Genomic DNA, 19,198 nt, shown 5'->3' on the forward strand with positions numbered 1-19,198 from the left:
CGACAATGAGACGCCTTGCCCTCGCCGCCGCGCTATTCTGCGGCACCGCGCTTGCCGTCCCGGCGCCCGCCGGCGCCCAGGTCTTCCGCTGGGCCAATGACGGCGACGTCAACTCGATGGATCCCTACGGGCGCAACGAAACCTTCCTGCTCTCCTTCAACGCCAATATCTACGAGCCGCTGGTGCGGCGGAACGTGAAGATGGAGGTGGAGCCGGCCCTGGCCGAGCGCTGGGAGCAGCCTTCCCCGACGGTCTGGCGCTTCCACCTCCGCCGCGGCGTCACCTTCACCGACGGCACGCCCTTCACCGCGGAGGACGTGGTGTTCAGCGCCCAGCGCGTGCGCGCCCAGGGCTCGAACCTGCAGGCGGTGCTCGCCTCGGTGAAGGAGGTCCGCAAGGTCGACGACGCCACGGTCGAGATCGAGACCGCCGCGCCGAACCCGATCCTGCTGCAGGAACTGACCACCTGGGGCATCATGTCCAAGGCCTGGTCGGAGAAGAACAATGCCACCCGCCCGGCCGATCTGACGACGCGGGAGGAGAATTTCGCCACCCGCAACGCCATGGGCACCGGCCCCTTCCGGCTGGTCAGCCGCGAGCCCGACCGCAAGACGGTGCTGGAGCGGAACCCGGGCTGGTGGGACAAGCCGACCCACAACCTGGAGCGCGTCGAGCTCAACATCATCGCCAACGACGCGACGCGGGTCGCCGCGCTGCTCTCCGGCGAGGTGGACTTCATCTACACCGTGCCGCCGCAGGACGTGACGCGCATCGGCAACAGCCAGGGCGTGCGCATCATCCAGGGGCCGGAGCTGCGGACCATCTACTTCGGCTTCGACCAGTTGCGGCCGGAGCTGCTGAAGAGCGACGTGAAGGGCAAGAATCCCTTCCAGGACATCCGCGTCCGCCGCGCCCTCTACCAGGCGATCGACATCAACGCGATCCAGCGCACCGTCATGCGCGGCCAGTCCAAGCCGACCGGCCTGCTCTGGGGCCCGGGCGTCAACGGCTACCAGGCGGCCGACGACACCCGCCTGCCGCTCGACGTGGAGGGCGCGAAGAAGCTGCTGGCGGAGGCCGGCTACCCCAACGGCTTCGGCGTCACGCTGGACTGCCCGAACGACCGTTACGTCAATGACGAGGGCATCTGCACCGCGGCCGTCTCCATGCTCGCCCGCATCGGCGTGCGGGTCACGCTGAACGCCCAGACCCGCGCCCGCTTCTTCGCCGAGGTGAACGCGCCGCGCTTCAGCACCAGCTTCTACATGCTGGGCTGGACGCCGGCGACGGGCGACGCGCACAACTCCATCTACAACCTCATCGCCTCCCGCGACGGCAAGGCGCGCGGCATCTTCAACAACGGCGGTGTCAGCAATCCGCGGATCGACGAGCTGTCCGACCTGATCGCGGTGGAGACCGACGCGGCGAAGCGCCAGGCGATGATCAGCGAGGTCGGGAAGATCGTACGCGAGGAGGCGCTCTACATCCCGCTGCACCAGCAGCAGATCGTCTGGGCCGCCCGCAGCAACGTCGAGGTCGTGCAGACCGCCGACAACTACATCCAGATGCGGCATGTGCGGGTGAACGCGCGCTGAGCGCGGCCATCCGCGCGGCGGCCGGGCCGGCGGGGCGACCCGCCGGCCCTTCTGCGTTCAGCCTCGCTCGGCCAGCGCCAGGAAATTCGCCTGGCTGTCCTCCGCCACCCGGAACCAGCCCTGCGTGTCGCGGCGGAAGCGGTCCCAGTGCGCGTGCACCTTCCGGAAGCGCGGGTTCTTCTCGCCGATCTCGGCATAGGTCTCCTGCGTCGCCTGGTAGCAGGCCTGCAGCACCTCCCGCGGATAGGCGCGGAGCTGCGTGCCGGAGGCCACCAGCCGCCGCAGCGCCTGCATGTTCAGCATGTCGTAGCGCGAGGTGCCCCAGACCTGCATCTCGCCGGTCACCACTTCGATCACCTGCTGGTACTGCTTCGGCAGCGCCTCCCAGGCCTTGATGTTCACCTGGATCTCGCCCTGCGAGCAGGCCTCCCACCAGCCGGGGTAGTAGTAGTAGGGCGCGACGCGATGGAAACCGAGCTTCTCGTCGTCATGCGGCCCGACCCACTCCGCGCCGTCCACCACCCCGCGCTCGAGCGCCGGGTAGATATCGGCGGCGCCCAGCACCTGCGGGATGACGCCGAGCTTGCTGAGCACGCCGCCGGCCAGCCCGGCGATGCGGAATTTCAGGCCCTTGAGGTCGGCGACGGTCCTGATCTCCTTGCGCAGCCAGCCGCCCATCTGCGCGCCGGTGTTGGAGCAGGGGAGCGCGATGACGCCCTGGTCGCGGTAGACCTCCTCCATGATCTCGCGGCCGCCGCCATGGTGCAGCCAAGCAAGCTGCTGGCGGGCATTCATGCCGAAGGGCATGACCGTGCCGAAGCCGAGGGTCGGGTCCTTGCCGATGTAGTAGTAGGCGGCGGTATAGCCGCACTCGACCGTGCCGGCGCCGACCGCGTCCAGCACCTGCAGTGCGGGGACGATCTCGCCCGGCGCGAAATTGCGGATCTGGAAGGCGCCGCCGGTCAGCTCCGCGACGCGCCGGGCGAACAGCTCCTGCACGCCCCAGAGCACGTCGGTCGATTTCGGGAAGCTGCCGGTGCAGCGCCAGAGCACCTGCGGCTGGGCATTGGCGAGCATCGGCGCGGCCAGTACCGGCGCGGCCGTACCCGCGGCCAGCAGGCCGCGGCGTTTCATGGACATGATCTGCTCCCGTCGTGATCCAGGCCGCCTTCGGGCGGTCCCGTTTCAGTCTAGGGGCGAATTGGCCGGTTGCGGAATATCCGAATCGGCCGCAACCGGCCCCGCGGGGTCAGCGCGGCGCCGTCGCGACCGCGAGGAAGTTGCCGAGCGAATCCTCGGCCACCCGCAGCCACTGCGTCTGCTCGATCCGGAAGGCGTCCCACTTCTCGTGGATCCGCTTGAACCGCGGGTTCTGCGCCCCGACCTCGGCGTAGAATTCCTGCGACGCGCGGTAGCAGGCCTGCATCACCTCCCGCGGGAAGGCGCGGAGCTGCGTGCCGCTGGCGATCAGCCGCCGGATCGCTGCCGGGTTCAGCACGTCGTAGCGCGCCGCCATCCAGTGCCAGCCCTCGGAGCAGGCGGCCTGCAGGACCGCCCTGTACTGCGCGGGCAACTCGTCATGCGCCTTGGCATTGACCATCAGGTCGATGGAGGGCGAATACTCCCACCAGCCGGGATAGTAGTAGTATTGCGCGACGCGGTTGAAGCCGAGCTTCTCGTCGTCATAGGGCCCGACCCATTCGGCGGCGTCGATCACCCCGCGCTCGAGCGCCGGGTAGATGTCCGGCCCGCCGATCTGCTGCGCGATGACGCCGAGCTTGCTTAGCACGTTGCCGCCGAAGCCGGCGATGCGGAATTTCAGGCCCTTGAGGTCGTCGAGCGATTTGATCTCCTTGCGGAACCAGCCGCCCATCTGCGCCGCGGTATTGCCGGCGGGGATGCCGACCACGCCCTGGTCCCGGTAGACCTCGGCATAGAGGTCGCGGCCGCCGCCATGGGTCAGCCAGGCCCAGTGCTGGCGGGAGGAGAGGCCGAAGGGCAGGCAGGTGACGATGGCGAGCGAGGGATCCTTGCCCAGGTAGTAGTAGCCCGAGGTGAAGCCGCACTCGACATTGCCGGCGCCGACGGCGTCGAGCACCTGCAGCGCCGGCACCAGCTCGCCCGGGCCGAAGACCTGGATCTGGAAGGCGCCGTCTGTCATCTCGGAGACGCGCTTGGCGATGTATTCCTGCGTGCCGTAGAGCGTGTCGAGCGACTTGGGGAAGCTGCCCGGGCAGCGCCAGCGGATGCGGGGCTGGGCGGAGGCGAGGTTGGGCGTGGCGAGCGTCGCGGCGCCGGCGGCGCCCGCGGCGCCGCTCGCGATAAGGCGGCGGCGGTTCATTCCCGGGTTCTCTCCCATGAGTCGGTGCCGGCACTTAGCCTGCAACCGCCCGTCCTGGCAACGAGCCTCCGGTCCGCCTCCTGCGGGATCCGCCTTCCGCCGGCAGCCCTGCCTTTTATGTTGGGCGAGCCGATTCAGACCTCCGGGCCGTCCGGCCCTTCGGTCATCGGCACGCCTTGTATGCCGGGCGGGCCGATTCAGACCTTCGCGCCCTGCGGCGCTCCGGTCATCGGACCGCGTCAGGCCTCGGTGAAGGCCCCGCTCTGCTGCCGCCACAGCCGGGCATAGACGCCGCCCTGCCGCAGCAGCCCGGCATGCGTCCCTTCCTCGGCGATCCGCCCGTGGTCCAGCACCACCAGCCGGTCCATGCGAGAGAGGGTGGAGAGGCGGTGGGCGATGGCGATCACCGTCTTGCCCTCCATCAGCGTCTCCAACTGCTCCTGGATCGCCGCCTCCACCTCGGAATCGAGGGCGCTGGTCGCCTCGTCCAGCACCAGGATGGGCGCGTCCTTCAGCAGCACGCGGGCGATGGCGACGCGCTGGCGCTGGCCGCCGGAGAGCTTCACGCCCCGCTCGCCGACATGCGCCTCGTAGCCCGCGCGGCCGCGCCAGTCCTGCAGGTCGCGGATGAAGGCATCGGCATGCGCCCGCGCCGCCGCCGCCTCGACCTCCGCCGGCGTCGCCTCCGGCCGGCCGTAGCGGATGTTGTCGCGGATCGAGCGGTGCAGCAGCGCGGTGTCCTGGGTGACGACGCCGATGGCGGCGCGCAGGCTCTCGAGCGTCACGCCGGCGATGTCCTGGCCGTCGATCAGGATGCGCCCCGCCTCCGGCCGGAAGAAGCCGAGCAGCAGGTTCACCAGCGTCGACTTGCCCGCGCCGGAATGCCCGACCAGGCCGACGCGCTCGCCCGGCGCGATGCGGAGGTCGAGGCCCTGGATCACGCCCGTCTCCCGCCCATAGGCGAAGCGGACATGCTCGAAGCGGATCTCCCCGCGCGGCACCCGCAGCGGCCTGGCGCCCGGCGGGTCCGGCGCGGTGGGCGGCACGGCGATGCTGCCCATGCTCTCCTGCACCACGCCCAGGTTCTCGAAGATCGAGGTGACGTTGAAGGCGACCCAGCCGGAGATATTGGCGATCTGCCAGGCCATGGGGAGCGCGGTCGCCACCGCCGCCACCTCGATGTCGCCGCGGGTCCAGAGCCAGACGGCGATCGCCGCCATGGCCGTGATCATCGCGGCATTCAGCGTGGCGAGCGCGAAGCCGTTGAAGGTGACCAGGCGCATCTGCCGCTGGAAGGCCTCGGTCAGCCCCAGCACGCCGTCGCGGATGAAGGCATCCTCGTCGCGCGCCCGGGCAAACAGCTTGACCGTCTGGATATTGGTGTAGCTGTCGACGATGCGGCCGGTCAGCGCGCTGCGCTGGGCGGAAGCCTCGCGCGAGCGGTCGCGCATGCGCGGCACGATGAAGCGCAGCAGCAGGGCGTAGCAGGGGAACCAGGCGGCGATCGGCAGCGCCAGGCGCCAGTCGGTGGCCGCCAGCAGGCCGAGCGCCGCGGTGCCGTAGACCAGGATGTACCAGACCGCGTTGATGACCTGGACGATGCTCTCCCGCAGCGCCGGCCCCGCCTGCATGACGCGGGTGGCGATGCGGCCGGCGAAATCCTCCTGGAAGAAGGGCAGGCCCTGGCGGACCACCTGCCAGTGGCTCTGCCAGCGGATCATGGAGGTGACGTTGCCGTTGATGCCCTGCTGGGTGATCAGGTTCTGCAGCAGCAGCGCCAGCGGCCGTCCCAGCAGCACGATCGCGCCCATCCCCAGCAGCGTCGGCCAGGCCTCCGCCCAGAGCGTCTCCGGTCGGTGCGAGGTCAGCAGCCCGACCAGGCGCCCGATCATGGTCGGGATGGCGGCGTCCATCAGCGCCACCAGCATCCCGGCGACGAAGAGCGCGAGGAACAGCGCCCGCGTCTGCTTCAGGAAGTGCCAGTAGAAGCCCGGCAGGCTGCGGGGCGGCGCCGCCTCCGGCACCGGGGTGCCGAGGAGGCGGCCCGCCGGCGCGCCGGGCGGCGCGACGGGATCGATCAGGCGTTCGAAGAGTCGGAAGGGCCCAAGGGACATGCCCGCAACAACGGCCTCACGGGCGCGCGGGTCAAGCGAAACCCGGTGAACAAGCCGTGGCGCGGCAGGGAAATTGCAACGCGCCCGCCTGTTCCGTGCTTGACCCTGACCCGATCGCGTCCAGAGCCGAGGAGCCCCGCATGCGCCACCCGCCCGACGAGGCCGACCGGACGGCCGCCCTGCTCTCGGCCTGCCTGATGGAGGCGGCGCGCGGGCGGGCCCGAACGGCCGCGCATCTGCGGGTGCGCGGGCCGGGGGCGCTGCCGACGATGCTGGCGCAGGGCCTTTTCACCGCCGTTGCCGCGCTCGTCGTCCTGCGGCTGGTGCACGGCCTGTAGCGGCAGCGTGGCGATGGACAGGCCGCCCGGGCGGTGCGACAGCGCAAGGAACCGCCCCGAGGTGCCGCCATGCCCCGCCTGCTCGCCCTCCTCGCCGCGCTCCTGCTCGCGGTTCCGGCCCACGCCGTTGGCTTCCGGCAGGCCGAGGTGCCCGACCCCGAGGACCGCCCGATCGAGGTGGGCATCTGGTACCCCTCCGACGCGCCGGCCTCCCCCCGGGCGCTCTGGCCCTACACGCAGCAGGTGGCGCAGGATGCCCCGCTGCGGGGCGAGAGGCTGCCGGTCGTCGTCATCTCGCACGGCACCGGCGGCAGCTTCGCCGGCCATTGGGACACGGCGCATGCCCTCGCCGCGGCCGGCTTCGTCGCCATCGGCCTGACCCATACCGGCGACAACATGCGCGACCAGGCCTATGCCGGCACGGTGCGCGGCTTCGGCGAGCGGACGCGGCAGGTGAAGCGGGTGCTGGACTGGCTGCTCGCGGAATGGCCGGAGCACGGCAGGCTCGATCCAAGCCGGCTCGGCGCCTTCGGCTACTCCGCCGGCGGCTTCACCGTGCTGGCCGCGGCGGGCGGCGCGCCGGATTTCTCCCGCGCCAGGCTGCACTGCATGACCCAGCCCGCGGACGTCTCCTGCCGCCTGGCCAGGCCCCGAGGCCGAGATGCGGGGCGACATGGTGGTGGAGCCCCGCATCCGCGCCGTGGTGGCGGCCGCGCCGGCGCTCGGCTGGGCCTTCGTCGGCCGCGGCCTCGCGGGGCTCTCCGCGCCGGTGCAACTCTGGCGCGGCGCGGCGGATGAGGTGCTGCCGCATCCCTGGCATGCCGAGCAGATCAGGCGCTTCCTGCCCGCGGCCCCGGAGATGCATGTGGTCCCGCGCGCCGGCCACTACGCCTTCCTCGCGCCCTGCCCGGAGGGCATGGCCGCGGCGGTGCCAGAGATCTGCCTCGACCCGCCGGGCTTCGACCGCGTGGCGTTCCACCGCGCGCTGAACCGGGACGTGGTCGGCTTCTTTCGCAAGGTGCTGAAGTAGAAAGAAAGACGGGGAGGAAGTATCCTCCCCGGGCCCCTCCTCTATTTCTGTGAGTCTTGCCTTCGCCGCGCGGCGGCGGCCGACTCCGAGAAAACAAAGGTGGGGTTCGGGGAGGAAATGCTTTCCTCCCCAACCTTCGCTACTCCGCCGCCTGCGGCCCCTCTGCCATCTCCACCGCGCGGCCGAGATCAACGCTGAGCAGCCGGCTCACCCCGCGCTCCTGCATCGTCACGCCGTAGAGGCGGTGCATGCGCGCCATGGTCAGGGGATGGTGGGTCACCACCAGGAAGCGCGTGCCGCTCTCCGCCGCCATGCCGTCCAGCAGGTCGCAGAGGCGTTCGACATTAGCGTCGTCGAGCGGCGCGTCCACCTCGTCCAGCACGCAGACCGGCGCGGGCTGGCAGCGGAAGACCGCGAAGATCAGCGACAGCGCCGTCAGCGCCTGCTCGCCGCCCGAGAGCAGCGACAGCGCCGCCAGCTTCTTGCCCGGCGGCTCGGCATAGATCTCGAGGCCGGCCTCCAGCGGGTCCTCGGAGCCGACCAGCGCCAGATGCGCCCGCCCGCCCCCGAACAGGCGCGTGAAGAGGTCGACGAACTCCCGGTTCACCCGGTCGAAGATGGTGCGCAGGCGCTCGCGGCCCTCGCGGTTGATATGGCCGATGGAGCCGCGCAGCTTGGCGATGGCGGCGCCGATCTCCTCGCGCTCCCGCACGATCTCGGCGACCTTCGCCTCGATCTCCTGCAGCTCGACCTCGGCCCGCAGGTTGACCGGGCCCATGTCCTCGCGCTCGCGCGCCAGGCGCTCGAGCTTGCGGCGCGCCTTGTCCTCGGCGGCGTCGGAGAGCTCGGCGGGCGCCGGCAGCTCGGCATTCTCGCCGAGGCGCTCGACCACGCGCTCGCGCACCGCCGCGGCGGCGGTGGCCGCCTGCTCGGCGGCGCCCTCGGCGCGGAGCTGCGCCTCGCGCGCCGCGGCGAAACCGGCATCGGCGGCGCGGCGGGCGGCCTCGGCCTCGCGCCGCTCGGTCTCGGCGGCCGTCAGCGTCGCAGCGGAAGCGGCATGCGCCGCCTCCACCTCGGCCAGCGCGGCGCCGGATTGCCGGCGGCGGGCGGCGGCGGCCTCGGGCAGGGGGGCGAGCTCGTCGCGCTCGGTCCGCGCCTCGGCGGCGCGGGCCTCGAGCGCCTCGCGCCGCGTCGCGGCATCGCCGCGGCGGGCGGCCCAGTCGGCCTGCTCGGCCTCGGCACCGCCGCGCCTGGCGGCGATCCGGTCGCGCTCGGCGCGCAGCCCGGCCAGCGCCTCCAGCGCCTGCACCTCGCCGGCGCGGGCGGCCGAAAGCGCCTCGCGTGCCCGGTCCACCCCGGCGCGGATGTCCGTCAGCTCGGGCAGCGCCGCCTGCGCGTCCTTCGCCCGGGCCAGGGCCGCCTCGGCCTCCTCCGCCTCGGCGCCGATGCGGGCGAGCTGCGGCGTCAGCGCCTCGATCCGGCTCTCGGCCTGCGCCGCCTCGGCCGCAAAGCGCGCGGCCGCCTCGCGGGCCTGCTCCAGCGCCGTCTCGGCCGCGGCGCGGGCGGTGCGGGCGGCGCCTTCGGCGGCGACCGCGGCGGCATCGCGCGCCTCGGCCTGCCGCGCGGCGTCGCGCAGCGCGGCGAGGTCGGGCAGGGCGGCCAGCGCCGCGCGCGCCGCCTCCAGCGCCGCCCCGGCCTCCGCCTTCTCGGCGCCCAGCCGCTCGAGCTGCGGCGCCAGCGCGCCCAGCCGGCTCTCGGCCTGCGCCGCGGCGGCGGCGAGGGCGGCGGCGGCGCTACGGGCGCGCTGCAGGCCCATCTCCGCCTCGGCGCGGGCATCGCGCGCCTCGGCCTCGGCCGCGGCGGCCGATCCTTCCGCCCGGGCCGCGGCGTCGTAATCGGCGATCGCCGCCTTCGGCCCCGGCAGGGCGGCGAGCGCGGCGGCGGCCGTCTCGGCGGCGGCCTCGGCCTCGGCGCAATCTTCGGCGAGGCGGCGGAGCTGCGGCTCCAGCGCGCCGATGCGGCTCTCCGCCTCGGCCGCGGCGGCGGTGAGGCGGCTCGCCTCGGCCCGTGCCTTCGCGAGGCGCGCCTCGGCCACCCGGCGCGTCTCGCGCGCCGCGGCTTCGGCGGCGACGGCTTCGGACTCGGCCTGCTCGGCCTCGGCCCGCGCGGCGCGGGCGGCGGCGGTCGCCTCGCGCGCGGTCACCAGCCGCGCCTCGGCGGCGCGCAACCGGTTGCGCTGCTGCAGCCGCACCGCGCCCGGGTTCGGCGCATCGGCGCGGGCGGTGTGGCCGTCCCAGCGCCAGACCGCGCCGTCGCGCCCGACCACCGCCTGGCCCGGCTGAAGCGCCGCCTGCAGCGCGGCGCCGTCGCCGCCCTCCGGCAGCAGCCCGACCTGGGAGAGGGCGCGGGCCAGGGCCGGCGGTGCCTCGACCAGCGCGGCGAGCGGCGTCAGCCCTCCGGGCAGGGCCGGCGGCGCCGCGAAGGCCGGCAGCAGGCGCCAGTGGCGCGCCGCGGCGGCATCGGTCGGGCTCTCCAGCGCCTCGCCCAGCGCGGCGCCGAGCGCGGCTTCCAACCCCGGCGGCACGCGCACCGCGTCCAGCACCGGCGGGGCGGCGCTGCCGGCCTGCTCGCTGGCCTTCAGCGTCTCCGACAGGGCCTGCACCTCGGCGGCGGCCCGGGCCTCGGCGCCCTCGGCCTCCGCCGCGGCGGTACGGGCGGCGCCATGGCGGCCGGCGGCCTCGGCGCGGGCGGCCTCGGCGCCGGTCACCGACTCCAGCGCGGCGGCCAGCGCCGCCTCGGCGGCTTCGGCCTCGGCCTGGACGGCGGCGACCTGGTCTTCCGGCACCTGGGCGGCACGGGCCGCCTGCAATTGCGCCGCCAGGGCTTCGTGCTGGGCGCGGGACTGGGCGGCGCGCTGGGCGGCGGCGGCCTGCTCGGCGGCGGCGCGCTCCCGCGCGGCTTCGGCATCGGCGATGCGGCGGCGGGCCGCGGCATGGGCTTCCTGCGCCGCGGCGCGGGCGGCCTCGGCCGTCTCCAGCGCGGCCCGGCGCTCGGCGAGTTCCGCCTCGGCCGCCGCGGCGGCGGCCTGGGCGGCGGCGAGCTTCTCCGCCGGCACCTGGGCGGCCAGCGCCGCCGCGTGGTCGCGGGCGATGGCGGCGTGCTGCGTGCCGATGCGGGACGCGCGCTGCTCGGCCTCGGCCAGCGCGGCGCGGGCGCGGCCGGCCTCGGCCTCCGCCGCCGCGGCCTCCCGCCGCGCGGCGGCATGCGCTTCCTGGGCGGCGGCGCGGCCGGCCTCGGTCTCCGTCAGCGCGGCCCGGGCGGCGGCGAAGCCCTGCTCGGCCGTGCTCACCGCGGCCTGCGCGGCGGCGAGCCTCTCCGGCGCGACCCGCGCGGCCAGCGCCGCGTCGTGCTCGGCCGCCAGCGCCGCGCGCTGCCCGCCGAGGCGCCGGGCGCGCTGCCCGGCCGCCTCCAGCTCCGCCGCCGCGGCATTGACGCGCGCGGCGAGCGCGGCTGCCTCCTCGGTCGCCAGGTTGGCCGCGCGCTCGGCCTCGCGCGCCGCCTCGGCGGCGAGTTGCAGCGCCGCCTCGGCCTCCGCCACGCGCTGCGGCAGCGTCTCCGCCGCCTCGCCCAGCGCGGCGATCTCGGCCGAGAGCCGCCGCTCCGCGGCATCGGCATCGGCCTCGACGCCCCGGGCATGCGCCAGGTCGCGCTCGATCTGCGCGAGGCGCGCCTCGGCCGTCTCCAGCGCGGCGCGGGCGCGGCGCTCCTCCGCCTCCAGCCCCTCGGTCTCGACGCGCCGGCGTTCCAGCGCGGTGCGGGCCTCGGCCTCGGCCTCCCGCAGGCCGGAGGCCAGCGCCTTCTCCGCCTCGAAGCCGCGGATCGCCGCCGCCTCGGCCTCCGCCTCGGCGCGCCGGGTCGCCGCGGCGGCGGTGTCGAACCCGGCCTGGGCGACGGCCAGCGCCGCCTCGGCGCGCGCCTTGAGCAGGGCCAGCCATTCCGCCTCGGCCTGCCGCACCAGGCCGCTGATGTTGCGGTAGCGGTTGGCCTGCCGCGCCTGGCGCTGCAGGGAGGTGCGCTGCACCTCGAGCTGGCCGAGCAGGTCCTCGGCCCGGGTCAGGTTGGTCTCGGCCTGGCGGAGCTTGAGCTCGGCCTCGTGCCGGCGGGCGCGCAACCCGCTGATGCCGGCCGCCTCCTCCAGCACCTGGCGGCGCTCCTCGGGCTTGGCGCCGATCATGGCGGCGACCTTGCCCTGGCTGACCATGGCGGAGGCGCGGGCGCCGGAGCCGATATCGGCGAACATGGTCTGGACGTCGCGCGCCCGGACCTCGCGGCCGTTCACCCGGAAGCTGCTGCCCTCGCCGCGGGCGATCTTGCGGACGATCTCAAGGTCGGCGGCCTCCTGGTTCGGCGGCGGGGCGAGCCCCTGGGCCTCCTCCAGGTAGAGCGTCACCTCCGCGAGGTTGCGGCCCGGCCGCGTCGCCGTGCCGGCGAAGATCACGTCCTCCATCTCGCCGCCGCGCATGGAGCGCGCGGAGGTCTCGCCCATCGCCCAGCGCAGCGCTTCCACGACATTGGACTTGCCGCAGCCATTCGGCCCGACGATGCCGGTGAGGCCCGGCAGGACCTCCACGACCGTGGCCTCGGCGAAGCTCTTGAAGCCGGCGATGCGCAGCCGGGCGAGGGTCGCGCGGAGCGCGGCGCGCTCGGCCTCCTCCGTCGCTGCGGCCCCGGCCTCCGCGGCGGCCTCGTCGCTCAAGCGGACTTCACGTCTTGGACGAGTTGCGCGAAGCGCTCGAAGGGCATGTTGCCGGACTGGTTCACGGTGCGCTTGCCCTGGAAGGAGAAGCTCGGCGTGGCCTGCACGCTGAACTCCTTCTCGGCCGTCATGCGCTCGGCGAGGATGGCGCGCTTCAGCGCCTCGTCGGCCTGGACCTGGTCGAACTGCGCCTTCGGCATGCCGGCCAGCGCGGCCATCTTCGCCAGCTCCGCCAGCGGGTCGCCGCGGGTGAAGGCCCAGCGGTCCTGGCTGGAGAAGAGCGCCGAGACGAAGCCCTCGTAGCGCTCGGGCGGCAGGGTGCGGGCGACGGCGGCGGCGGCCAGCGCCACCTGGTCGAGCGGGAAGTCGCGCCAGATGAGGCGGATGGCACCCGTGTCCACCAGCTCCTTCTTCACCCGCGGATAGGTTTCCCGGTGGAAGGCGGCGCAGTGGGAGCAGGTGAGGGAGAAGAACTCGATCACCTTCACCGGCGCGTCGGGGTTGCCGATGCCGCGCTCCGCCAGCCGCGGGTCGGCGCCCTGGGCCAGGGCGGGGGCGATCGCGGCGGGAGAGGCGGCGGCGAGGGCGCTGGCGGCGAGGAGCGTTCGGCGGGGCAGGCGCATCCGGGTCTCCATGTGCATTCCATGCGACTCCGCCCTGCGGCGGTCAGGGCCGATTCCGATAGACTCCCCGGCCGAGCTTTGCCAGGGCCGCGCGCAGCTCATCCCCGGGGACGGCGGAGACGGCCTGCTCCACCCGGTCCGGCAGCGGCGCGGGCGCGGCGGGGCGGGAGGCGGCGGCGGGGCCGGCCGGCGCCTGCTGGATGAAGCGCAGCCGCTCCACCATCGCCTTGCCGAGATGGCCGTTGATGCGGGCGAGGAGCTGCGGCGCGAGGTGCGACAGCTCCATCGCCACCGGCCCGGCGCAGGCGATGGTGAGCGTCCCGGCGGCGAAGCGGCGCGGCGTGGTGACGGCGGCGAGGGCGGGGCCCACGACCTCCGTCCAGTCGGCCATGAGCTGCGCGCCGCCCGGGCTCTTCCGGCGGAAGACCGGGCGGGTGAGGGCCGGGATCAGGGCGCCGAGCGGCCGCGGCCCATAAGGTGACCGGGCAGGGGTGAAGCCGGCGCCCTTGCCGCTATCCTTGGCCATATGCCCTTGCTCCCGCCCGCAGCGCCGCTGCTCGCCTGGTACGACCGCCACCGCCGGGTCCTGCCCTTCCGGAGTCGCGGCGGACCGCCCGATCCCTACCATGTCTGGCTGTCCGAGGTGATGCTGCAGCAGACGACGGTCGCCGCGGTCGGGCCGCGCTTCGACCGCTTCCTCGCCCGCTTCCCGAGCGTGGCGGCGCTGGCGGCGGCGCCGGAGGGCGATGTCATGGAGGAATGGGCCGGGCTCGGCTACTACGCCCGCGCCCGCAACCTGCATGCCTGCGCGAGGCTGGTCGCCGCGCGCGGCGGCTTCCCGCGGGAGGCGGCGGCGCTGCGGGAATTGCCGGGCATCGGCGCCTATACCGCCGCGGCGGTCGCCGCCATCGCCTTCGACCGGCCGGTGGTGCCGGTGGACGGCAATGTCGAGCGGGTGGTGGCGCGCCTTGCCGCGGAGGAGGCCGAACTGCCCGGCGCGAAGCCACGCCTCGCCGCGCTGGCCGAGGGCTTCATGGCCGATGCCGAGGCCCGCGCCCGGCCCGGCGACTTCGCCCAGGCGCTCTTCGACCTGGGTGCGACGATCTGCACGCCGCGCGCGCCGGCCTGCGCCCTCTGCCCCTGGCGGGAGGGTTGCGAGGCCCGGAAGCGGGGCATCCAGGAGGAATTGCCGCGCAAGGCGCCGAAGCGGGCGCGGCCGCTGCGACAGGGGATGCATTTCCTGCTGACGGATGCGGCGGGGCAGGTGCTGCTGCGGCGCCGGCCGCCGAAGGGGCTGCTCGGCGGCATGCTGGAGATCCCCGGCACGCCCTGGCGTGATGAGCCCTGGAGCGAGGCCGAGGCGCTGCCCTTCGCGCCCCTGCCCGGGCTGCGCTGGCGGCGGGTGCCGGGGGTGGCGCGGCACGGCTTCACGCATTTCGAGTTGGAGATGGGGCTGCTGGCGGCCGAGGTGCCGGCGCTTTCGCCCGCCGAGGGCATGGAGGCACGACCGCTGGCCGAGGCGCCGGCAGCGCTGCCGACGGTGATGCGGCGGCTGCTGCAACTCCTCGAATGAAGCCGGCTCAAAATCCCTCAATCCGGGGCCGGATTCGTAAAACCGGGCTGAGTCCGGATCGGACCCAATGCGCCGAAGCCCAGCTTTCCCGCGGCGTTCACGCGCGGCGCTTGAGGAATTTTAGAATTTTACGCGGGGTCCGACACCGGCCGGCTCTCCGGGCGCAGGGGCGGTGTTGACATTATTCCTATACACGCCGCACCGCCGCAAGGCAAGCGCGGTCGGGCGACCCGCGCGGCAGCCTGGCTGGACGGGCAGCGGCACCGGCGCGATGATGCCGGCCATCGCGCGGCGACTTGGCGGCAGCCAGGTCCTCCACGCCAAGGCGCGGTTCGGCGCCCAAGGCCATGGAGGGAACGCGTGATCCCCACCCAGGACACCGTGCCTGCGCCCGCGCCCGGGCGGCAGGCATGCGAAGCGGCGCCGCCCCGCGCCCTGCCGCATCCGGCAGCCGCGGCCAGACCGACCGATGCAAGAGGAGCCACAGGCATGTCCTTCGTGACCACCCGCGACGGCGTCGAGATCTTCTACAAGGACTGGGGGCCGCGCGACGCGCAGCCCATCGTGTTCCATCACGGCTGGCCGCTCTCCAGCGACGACTGGGACGCGCAGATGCTGTTCTTCCTCGGGCATGGCTTCCGCGTGGTCGCGCATGACCGGCGCGGCCATGGCCGCTCGGCGCAGGTCAGCGAAGGCCACGACATGGACCACTATGCGGCCGACGCCTTCGCGGTGGTCGAGCACCTGGACCTGCGCAACGCCGTGCATATCGGCCATTCCACCGGCGGCGGCGAGGTCGCGCGCTATGTCGCGCGGCATGGCGAGCCTGCCGGCCGCGTCGCCAGGGCGGTGCTGGTCAGCGCCGTGCCGCCGCTGATGCTGAAGACCGAGGGCAACCCGGAGGGGCTGCCGCGCGAGGTCTTCGACGGCTTCCGCAAGGGCACCGCCGGGAATCGCGCGCAGACCTTCCTCGACGTCGCGGCGGGGCCCTTCTACGGCTTCAACCGGCCGGGTGCGCAGGTCCACCAGGGCGTGATCCAGAACTGGTGGCGCCAGGGCATGATGGGCAGCGCGAAGGCGCATTACGACGGCATCAAAGCCTTCTCGGAAACCGACCAGACCGAGGACCTCAAGGCGATCACCGTGCCGACGCTGGTGCTGCACGGCGACGACGACCAGATCGTACCGATCGTCGCCTCGGCGCAGAAATCCATCAAGCTGCTGCAGAACGGCAGGCTGAAGGTCTATCCGGGCTACCCGCACGGCATGCTGACGACGCATGCCGAGACCCTCAACGCCGACCTGCTCGCCTTCCTCCGCTCCTGACGCCCGCGCGCTGGCGGCATCCGCCGCCGGCGCCCGAAGCGGGACGGCCGATGCCGGACCCGCGCCGGGACCGCCCGGCTATGCCGCGCGTGCAGGGCGCCCGGACGGATGCTGCCGCCGGCAGCGGGTGATCCTGCTGCCGCGTGCGCGAGGGCGCCGCCGCCGTCCCAGCCACGCGCCATGGCCGGGACGGCGACGGGGCGGGGTCGGCAATGGCGCGGGGACGACCTGGACGGCCGGAGGCCGGCGCGCGGTCCGCCCTTCGGCTCGCGCGGGCCGGGAGCGCCCCGCTACTCCTCCATCCCCGCCACGGCGAGGATCGCGGCCAGGCTCGCCGTCATGCCGCGCAGGCTCTCGCCCGGCTCGACATCGATCCACTCCTCCAGGGAATGCGCCCGGCCGCCGCTGCCGCCCGAGCCGATCTTCACCGCGGGGACACCGAGGCTCATCGGGATATTGGCATCCGTCGAGGAATACTCGTGCTGCGGCGCATAGCCCTGCGCCGCGACCGCGGCGGTGGCGAGTTGCACGATGGCGGCGTCCGGCGCGGTGTTGCCGGCGGGGCGGTCGCCGATCGGCGTGCACTCCGCGGTGACCGCGCCCTGCTCCGTCGAGCGCGCGGCATTCTCGGCGGCGACGGCGGCTTCGACGCCGGCGAGGAAGTCCCGCTCCAGCCGCGCCAGTTCCGCCGCCGAGCGGCTGCGCAGGTCGACCTCCATCCAGACCGCGTTCGGGATGGCGTTCACCGAGGTGCCGCCGCCGAGCACGCTGGCGCAATGCGTGGTCTCCGGGTCGTCGGGCGCCGGGAGCGCCGAGAGCGTCAGCATCGCCCGGGCCATCGCATAGGCGGGGTTCACCAGGCCGAAGGCGGAGAAGCTGTGGCCGCCCGGGCCGCGGAAGGTGACGCGGTAGCGCTTGCTGCCGATGCCGCCGGTGACGATGCGGTCCACGTCGGGGCTGTCCACCGTGAAGAAGGCCTCGACGCGGTCGCGGTGGCGGCCTTCGGTGAAGAAGTGCCGCACGCCGCGGAGGTCGCCCAGCCCTTCCTCGCCGACATCGCCGAGGAAGAGGATATCGGCCCGCGTGCGGATGCCGGCCGCGTCGATCGCGCGCAGGAAGGCGAGGTTGACGGCGAGGCTGCGCGTGTCGTCGCCGATGCCGGGGGCGAAGAGCCGCGTCCCCTCCCGCCGCACCCGCACATCCGTGCCGGCGGGGAAGACCGTGTCGAGATGCGCGGCGACCACCACCGTGCTGCCGTTCCCGATGCCGCGGCGGCGGCCCATGACGTTGCCGATGGCATCCTGCTCCACCTCCTCGAGGCCATGCGCGCGGAGCATGTCGAGATAGGCGGCGGCGCGCTCCGCCTCGCCGTAGGGCGGGGCGGGGATCTCCGTCAGCGCGACGATGTCGGCGACGGTGCGGTCGTGCTCGCGCGCCATCACCGCCGCGGCCTCGCGGAAGCGGGGATGGGCGAGGATGCGGGCGATGGTGGCCTCGGCGGTCATGGCGGCGTCCCGGCTACGTCCGCGGCAGAGGGGGGGTGGACGGCCGCGCCCGTCAAGCCGCGGCGGAACGGGCGGCGGGGGCACCCGTTCCCGGCGGGGCAGGCCGGGGAGAGGGGGCGATGGCGCGACGGCGCGCGGTGCTGGCGGGGCTGGGGGCGGCCGCCCTGGCGCGCGGGGCGTCGGCTGCGGCGCTGCCGGCCGGGATCGGCGAATTCCGCCGCGGCGATTTCGACATGGTCGGCGTCTTCGACATCGACTGGCTGACCGAGCCGCGCATGACGCGCATGCTGGACGCCATGGCCGCCTCGCCCGGGGCCTTCGGCGCGGTGCGCGTCTTCGGCGTGCTGAATGCGGGGGAGCGCGAGCAGGTCGCGCCGACGAGCAGCGGCCGCACCTGGCCCGCGCCCGGGGCGCCGATGGATTTTGCCGCGAGCCTCGCCGGGATCGAGGCGCTGGTCTCGCGCGGCCTCCTGCCCTTCCTGCCGCTCGCCTTCTCCCCGGCCGCCCTCGCGCCGCATCCGGCGGAGCCGCCGGCCGATCTCGGGCTCTGGCAGCGCCTGGTGCGCGGCTTCCTCGATGCCGCCGTCGCGCGCTTCGGCGCGGCCGAGGTCGGGCGCTGGTGGCTGGAGGTCTGGAACGAGCCAAACATGCCGCCCTTCTGGCGCGGCGATTTCGAGCGCTACCTCGCGCTCTACCGCGCGACCGCCGCGGCGGTGCACGAGGGCGGCCACCAGGTGCGGCTGGGCGGGCCGGTGATCGCCTGGATGCCGGAGGAAGGGCCGCGGCTGATGCGGCGCTTCCTGGAATTCCTCCGCGACGAGCCGGCGGTGCCGTGCGACTTCCTCAGCTACCACCGCAAGGGCATTTGGGTGGAGGAGGAGACGGAGCCGCGCCTGTCGCGCCTGGTCGAGGCGGCGGAGCAGACCGCCGCCATGGCGCAGGACCTCGTCCCCGGGCGCTGCCGTGGCCTGGTGCTGGTGAACCACGAGGCCGACATGAAGGTCGGCTTCGACCAGCCCTATGCGCCGCGGCTGGATGAGCGCTTCCCGTCCTGGCTCGCGGCCTCCGCCATCGCGCATACGGCGCTGTCGCTGCGGCATGCCGGGCAGGGCCTGCGCTTCGCGGCGGCGGCGGACGATGCCAACCAGCACCTGGTGCGGGCGCCCTTCGACGGGCGGCGGGCGCTGTTCACCCGCACCGATGCCGGGCCGGACGACCTGGTGAAGCTGCCGGTCTTCCAGGTCTACGAGTTGCTGCGGCTGCTGGGCGAGCGCGTGCTCTCGATCGCGCCGGGGCCGGAGCTCTACGCCATGGTGACGGCCGGGGAGGGCGGCATCGCCGCGCTGGCGACGCTGCAGGCGGGCGCGCCGCGGCGCTGGCGGTGGGAGCAGCGCGACCTGCCCTGGCCGCGGGTGAACCTGGCGCTGTTCCGGATCGACGCGACGCATGCGAATGCCTTCGCCGCGGCGGGGCGGCGGATGCCGGCGCGGGTGGATGCGGCGGCGGCAGGGCGGCTGCGGCAGGCGGCGGAGGGGATGGCGCCGGCGCCGCTGCGCCCGGGCCTCGCGCCGCGGGGCGGGCGGATCGCGCTCGACTTCGACCTGGCGCCGGGCACGACGGTGCTCGCTTGGGTGACGCCCTTCGAGGCGGCGGTGCCGGAGGCGCCGCGCGGGCTGCGGGCGGAGGCGCGCGGGGCGGATGTGCTGCTACGCTGGGCGCCGTCGCGCGCGCCGGGCTTCTATGGCTACGAGGTGCTGCGGCGGCAGGCGGGCGGGCCCTGGCGGCGCCTCGCGCCGCCGCTGCGCGGCGCGGAGTGGACCGACACCGCGCCGCCGGCGGGAGCGCCGCTGGAGTATCGCGTGCGCCTCCTGTCCACCTCCGGGAAGCGCAGCGAGGCCGCGACCACCACCATCCGCCCTTGAGAGAGGCGCATCGCGCGCTCGACCCCGTCGAGCGCACCTCGAGCCAAAGCCATGCTGCCGGGCCGCCGTCAAGGA

At 74.4% G+C, this 19,198-nt stretch carries 14 protein-coding genes; 7 read left to right on the forward strand and 7 right to left on the reverse strand.

Going from position 1 to position 19,198, the window contains the following annotated elements; all coding sequences use genetic code 11:
- Positions 1-5: 5 nt before the first annotated feature.
- A complete protein-coding gene (locus tag Q7A36_RS17020) occupies positions 6-1,595 on the forward strand; it encodes an ABC transporter substrate-binding protein (RefSeq protein ID WP_305104922.1) in 1,590 nt (529 codons plus the stop codon).
- 57 nt (positions 1,596-1,652) lie between these two features.
- Here Q7A36_RS17020 and Q7A36_RS17025 read toward each other — a convergent pair whose 3' ends face one another.
- From Q7A36_RS17025 to Q7A36_RS17035, 3 genes are all read right to left on the reverse strand, one after another.
- Positions 1,653-2,735 carry a TRAP transporter substrate-binding protein gene (locus Q7A36_RS17025; protein ID WP_456306809.1) on the reverse strand — a complete coding sequence of 361 codons (1,083 nt, stop codon included), beginning with the start codon at positions 2,733-2,735 and terminating at the stop codon, positions 1,653-1,655.
- A 109-nt stretch (positions 2,736-2,844) separates the two neighbouring features.
- Complete coding sequence (locus Q7A36_RS17030) at positions 2,845-3,936, reverse strand: TRAP transporter substrate-binding protein (protein ID WP_305104923.1); 1,092 nt, start codon at positions 3,934-3,936, stop codon at positions 2,845-2,847.
- A gap of 239 nt (positions 3,937-4,175) precedes the next feature.
- Complete coding sequence (locus Q7A36_RS17035) at positions 4,176-6,050, reverse strand: ABC transporter ATP-binding protein (protein WP_305104924.1); 1,875 nt, start codon at positions 6,048-6,050, stop codon at positions 4,176-4,178.
- A gap of 140 nt (positions 6,051-6,190) precedes the next feature.
- Between Q7A36_RS17035 and Q7A36_RS17040 the strand changes: the two genes are divergently transcribed.
- From Q7A36_RS17040 to Q7A36_RS17050, 3 genes are all read left to right on the forward strand, one after another.
- The gene (locus Q7A36_RS17040; RefSeq protein ID WP_305104925.1) at positions 6,191-6,388 is read left to right on the forward strand and encodes a hypothetical protein; all 198 of its coding nucleotides are present in this window, start codon (positions 6,191-6,193) and stop codon (positions 6,386-6,388) included.
- A gap of 69 nt (positions 6,389-6,457) precedes the next feature.
- Positions 6,458-7,186 (forward strand): alpha/beta hydrolase family protein, encoded by a 729-nt coding sequence (locus Q7A36_RS17045; protein WP_305104926.1) that lies wholly within the window; start codon positions 6,458-6,460, stop codon positions 7,184-7,186.
- A complete protein-coding gene (locus Q7A36_RS17050) occupies positions 7,158-7,418 on the forward strand; it encodes an alpha/beta hydrolase (protein WP_305104927.1) in 261 nt (86 codons plus the stop codon). Before Q7A36_RS17045 ends, Q7A36_RS17050 begins: the two co-directional genes overlap by 29 nt.
- A 139-nt stretch (positions 7,419-7,557) precedes the next feature.
- Here the strand turns inward: Q7A36_RS17050 and Q7A36_RS17055 are convergent, their stop codons facing one another.
- Genes Q7A36_RS17055 through Q7A36_RS17065 form a run of 3 tightly spaced genes read right to left on the reverse strand, consistent with a single transcriptional unit; the run spans position 7,558 to position 13,323 of the window.
- The gene (locus tag Q7A36_RS17055; RefSeq protein WP_305104928.1) at positions 7,558-12,174 is read right to left on the reverse strand and encodes an AAA family ATPase; all 4,617 of its coding nucleotides are present in this window, start codon (positions 12,172-12,174) and stop codon (positions 7,558-7,560) included.
- Positions 12,171-12,797 (reverse strand): thioredoxin domain-containing protein, encoded by a 627-nt coding sequence (locus tag Q7A36_RS17060; protein WP_305104929.1) that lies wholly within the window; start codon positions 12,795-12,797, stop codon positions 12,171-12,173. Before Q7A36_RS17060 ends, Q7A36_RS17055 begins: the two co-directional genes overlap by 4 nt.
- Before the next feature lie 43 nt (positions 12,798-12,840).
- Positions 12,841-13,323 (reverse strand): DUF721 domain-containing protein, encoded by a 483-nt coding sequence (locus tag Q7A36_RS17065; RefSeq protein WP_305104930.1) that lies wholly within the window; start codon positions 13,321-13,323, stop codon positions 12,841-12,843.
- Between Q7A36_RS17065 and Q7A36_RS17070 the strand changes: the two genes are divergently transcribed.
- Both Q7A36_RS17070 and Q7A36_RS17075 read left to right on the forward strand, forming a co-directional pair.
- Positions 13,324-14,370 carry an A/G-specific adenine glycosylase gene (locus Q7A36_RS17070; protein WP_305104931.1) on the forward strand — a complete coding sequence of 349 codons (1,047 nt, stop codon included), beginning with the start codon at positions 13,324-13,326 and terminating at the stop codon, positions 14,368-14,370.
- A gap of 489 nt (positions 14,371-14,859) precedes the next feature.
- Positions 14,860-15,696 (forward strand): alpha/beta fold hydrolase, encoded by an 837-nt coding sequence (locus tag Q7A36_RS17075; protein ID WP_305104932.1) that lies wholly within the window; start codon positions 14,860-14,862, stop codon positions 15,694-15,696.
- Positions 15,697-15,986: 290 nt separating this feature from the next.
- Here Q7A36_RS17075 and Q7A36_RS17080 read toward each other — a convergent pair whose 3' ends face one another.
- Complete coding sequence (locus Q7A36_RS17080) at positions 15,987-17,201, reverse strand: M20/M25/M40 family metallo-hydrolase (RefSeq protein ID WP_305104933.1); 1,215 nt, start codon at positions 17,199-17,201, stop codon at positions 15,987-15,989.
- Between the two features lie 119 nt (positions 17,202-17,320).
- Here Q7A36_RS17080 and Q7A36_RS17085 point away from each other — a divergent pair, with 119 nt between their 5' ends.
- Positions 17,321-19,123, forward strand: coding sequence for a GH39 family glycosyl hydrolase (locus Q7A36_RS17085; RefSeq protein ID WP_305104934.1), 1,803 nt, complete (start codon positions 17,321-17,323; stop codon positions 19,121-19,123).
- Positions 19,124-19,198 lie beyond the last annotated feature (75 nt).

Origin of the sequence: Paracraurococcus lichenis, assembly GCF_030657435.1 — a bacterium.
GTDB classification, from domain to species: domain Bacteria; phylum Pseudomonadota; class Alphaproteobacteria; order Acetobacterales; family Acetobacteraceae; genus Paracraurococcus; species Paracraurococcus lichenis.

Bases quoted from the DNA above. Each gene is read 5' to 3' on its own strand.
- Q7A36_RS17065 (WP_305104930.1), bottom strand. From the start codon at position 13,323: ATGGCCAAGGATAGCGGCAAGGGCGCCGGCTTCACCCCTGCCCGGTCA.
- Q7A36_RS17040 (WP_305104925.1), top strand. From the start codon at position 6,191: ATGCGCCACCCGCCCGACGAGGCCGACCGGACGGCCGCCCTGCTCTCG.
- Q7A36_RS17075 (WP_305104932.1), top strand. From the start codon at position 14,860: ATGTCCTTCGTGACCACCCGCGACGGCGTCGAGATCTTCTACAAGGAC.
- Q7A36_RS17080 (WP_305104933.1), bottom strand. From the start codon at position 17,201: ATGACCGCCGAGGCCACCATCGCCCGCATCCTCGCCCATCCCCGCTTC.
- Q7A36_RS17025 (WP_456306809.1), bottom strand. From the start codon at position 2,735: ATGTCCATGAAACGCCGCGGCCTGCTGGCCGCGGGTACGGCCGCGCCG.
- Q7A36_RS17030 (WP_305104923.1), bottom strand. From the start codon at position 3,936: ATGAACCGCCGCCGCCTTATCGCGAGCGGCGCCGCGGGCGCCGCCGGC.
- Q7A36_RS17085 (WP_305104934.1), top strand. From the start codon at position 17,321: ATGGCGCGACGGCGCGCGGTGCTGGCGGGGCTGGGGGCGGCCGCCCTG.
- Q7A36_RS17020 (WP_305104922.1), top strand. From the start codon at position 6: ATGAGACGCCTTGCCCTCGCCGCCGCGCTATTCTGCGGCACCGCGCTT.
- Q7A36_RS17045 (WP_305104926.1), top strand. From the start codon at position 6,458: ATGCCCCGCCTGCTCGCCCTCCTCGCCGCGCTCCTGCTCGCGGTTCCG.
- Q7A36_RS17035 (WP_305104924.1), bottom strand. From the start codon at position 6,050: ATGTCCCTTGGGCCCTTCCGACTCTTCGAACGCCTGATCGATCCCGTC.
- Q7A36_RS17070 (WP_305104931.1), top strand. From the start codon at position 13,324: ATGCCCTTGCTCCCGCCCGCAGCGCCGCTGCTCGCCTGGTACGACCGC.
- Q7A36_RS17060 (WP_305104929.1), bottom strand. From the start codon at position 12,797: ATGCGCCTGCCCCGCCGAACGCTCCTCGCCGCCAGCGCCCTCGCCGCC.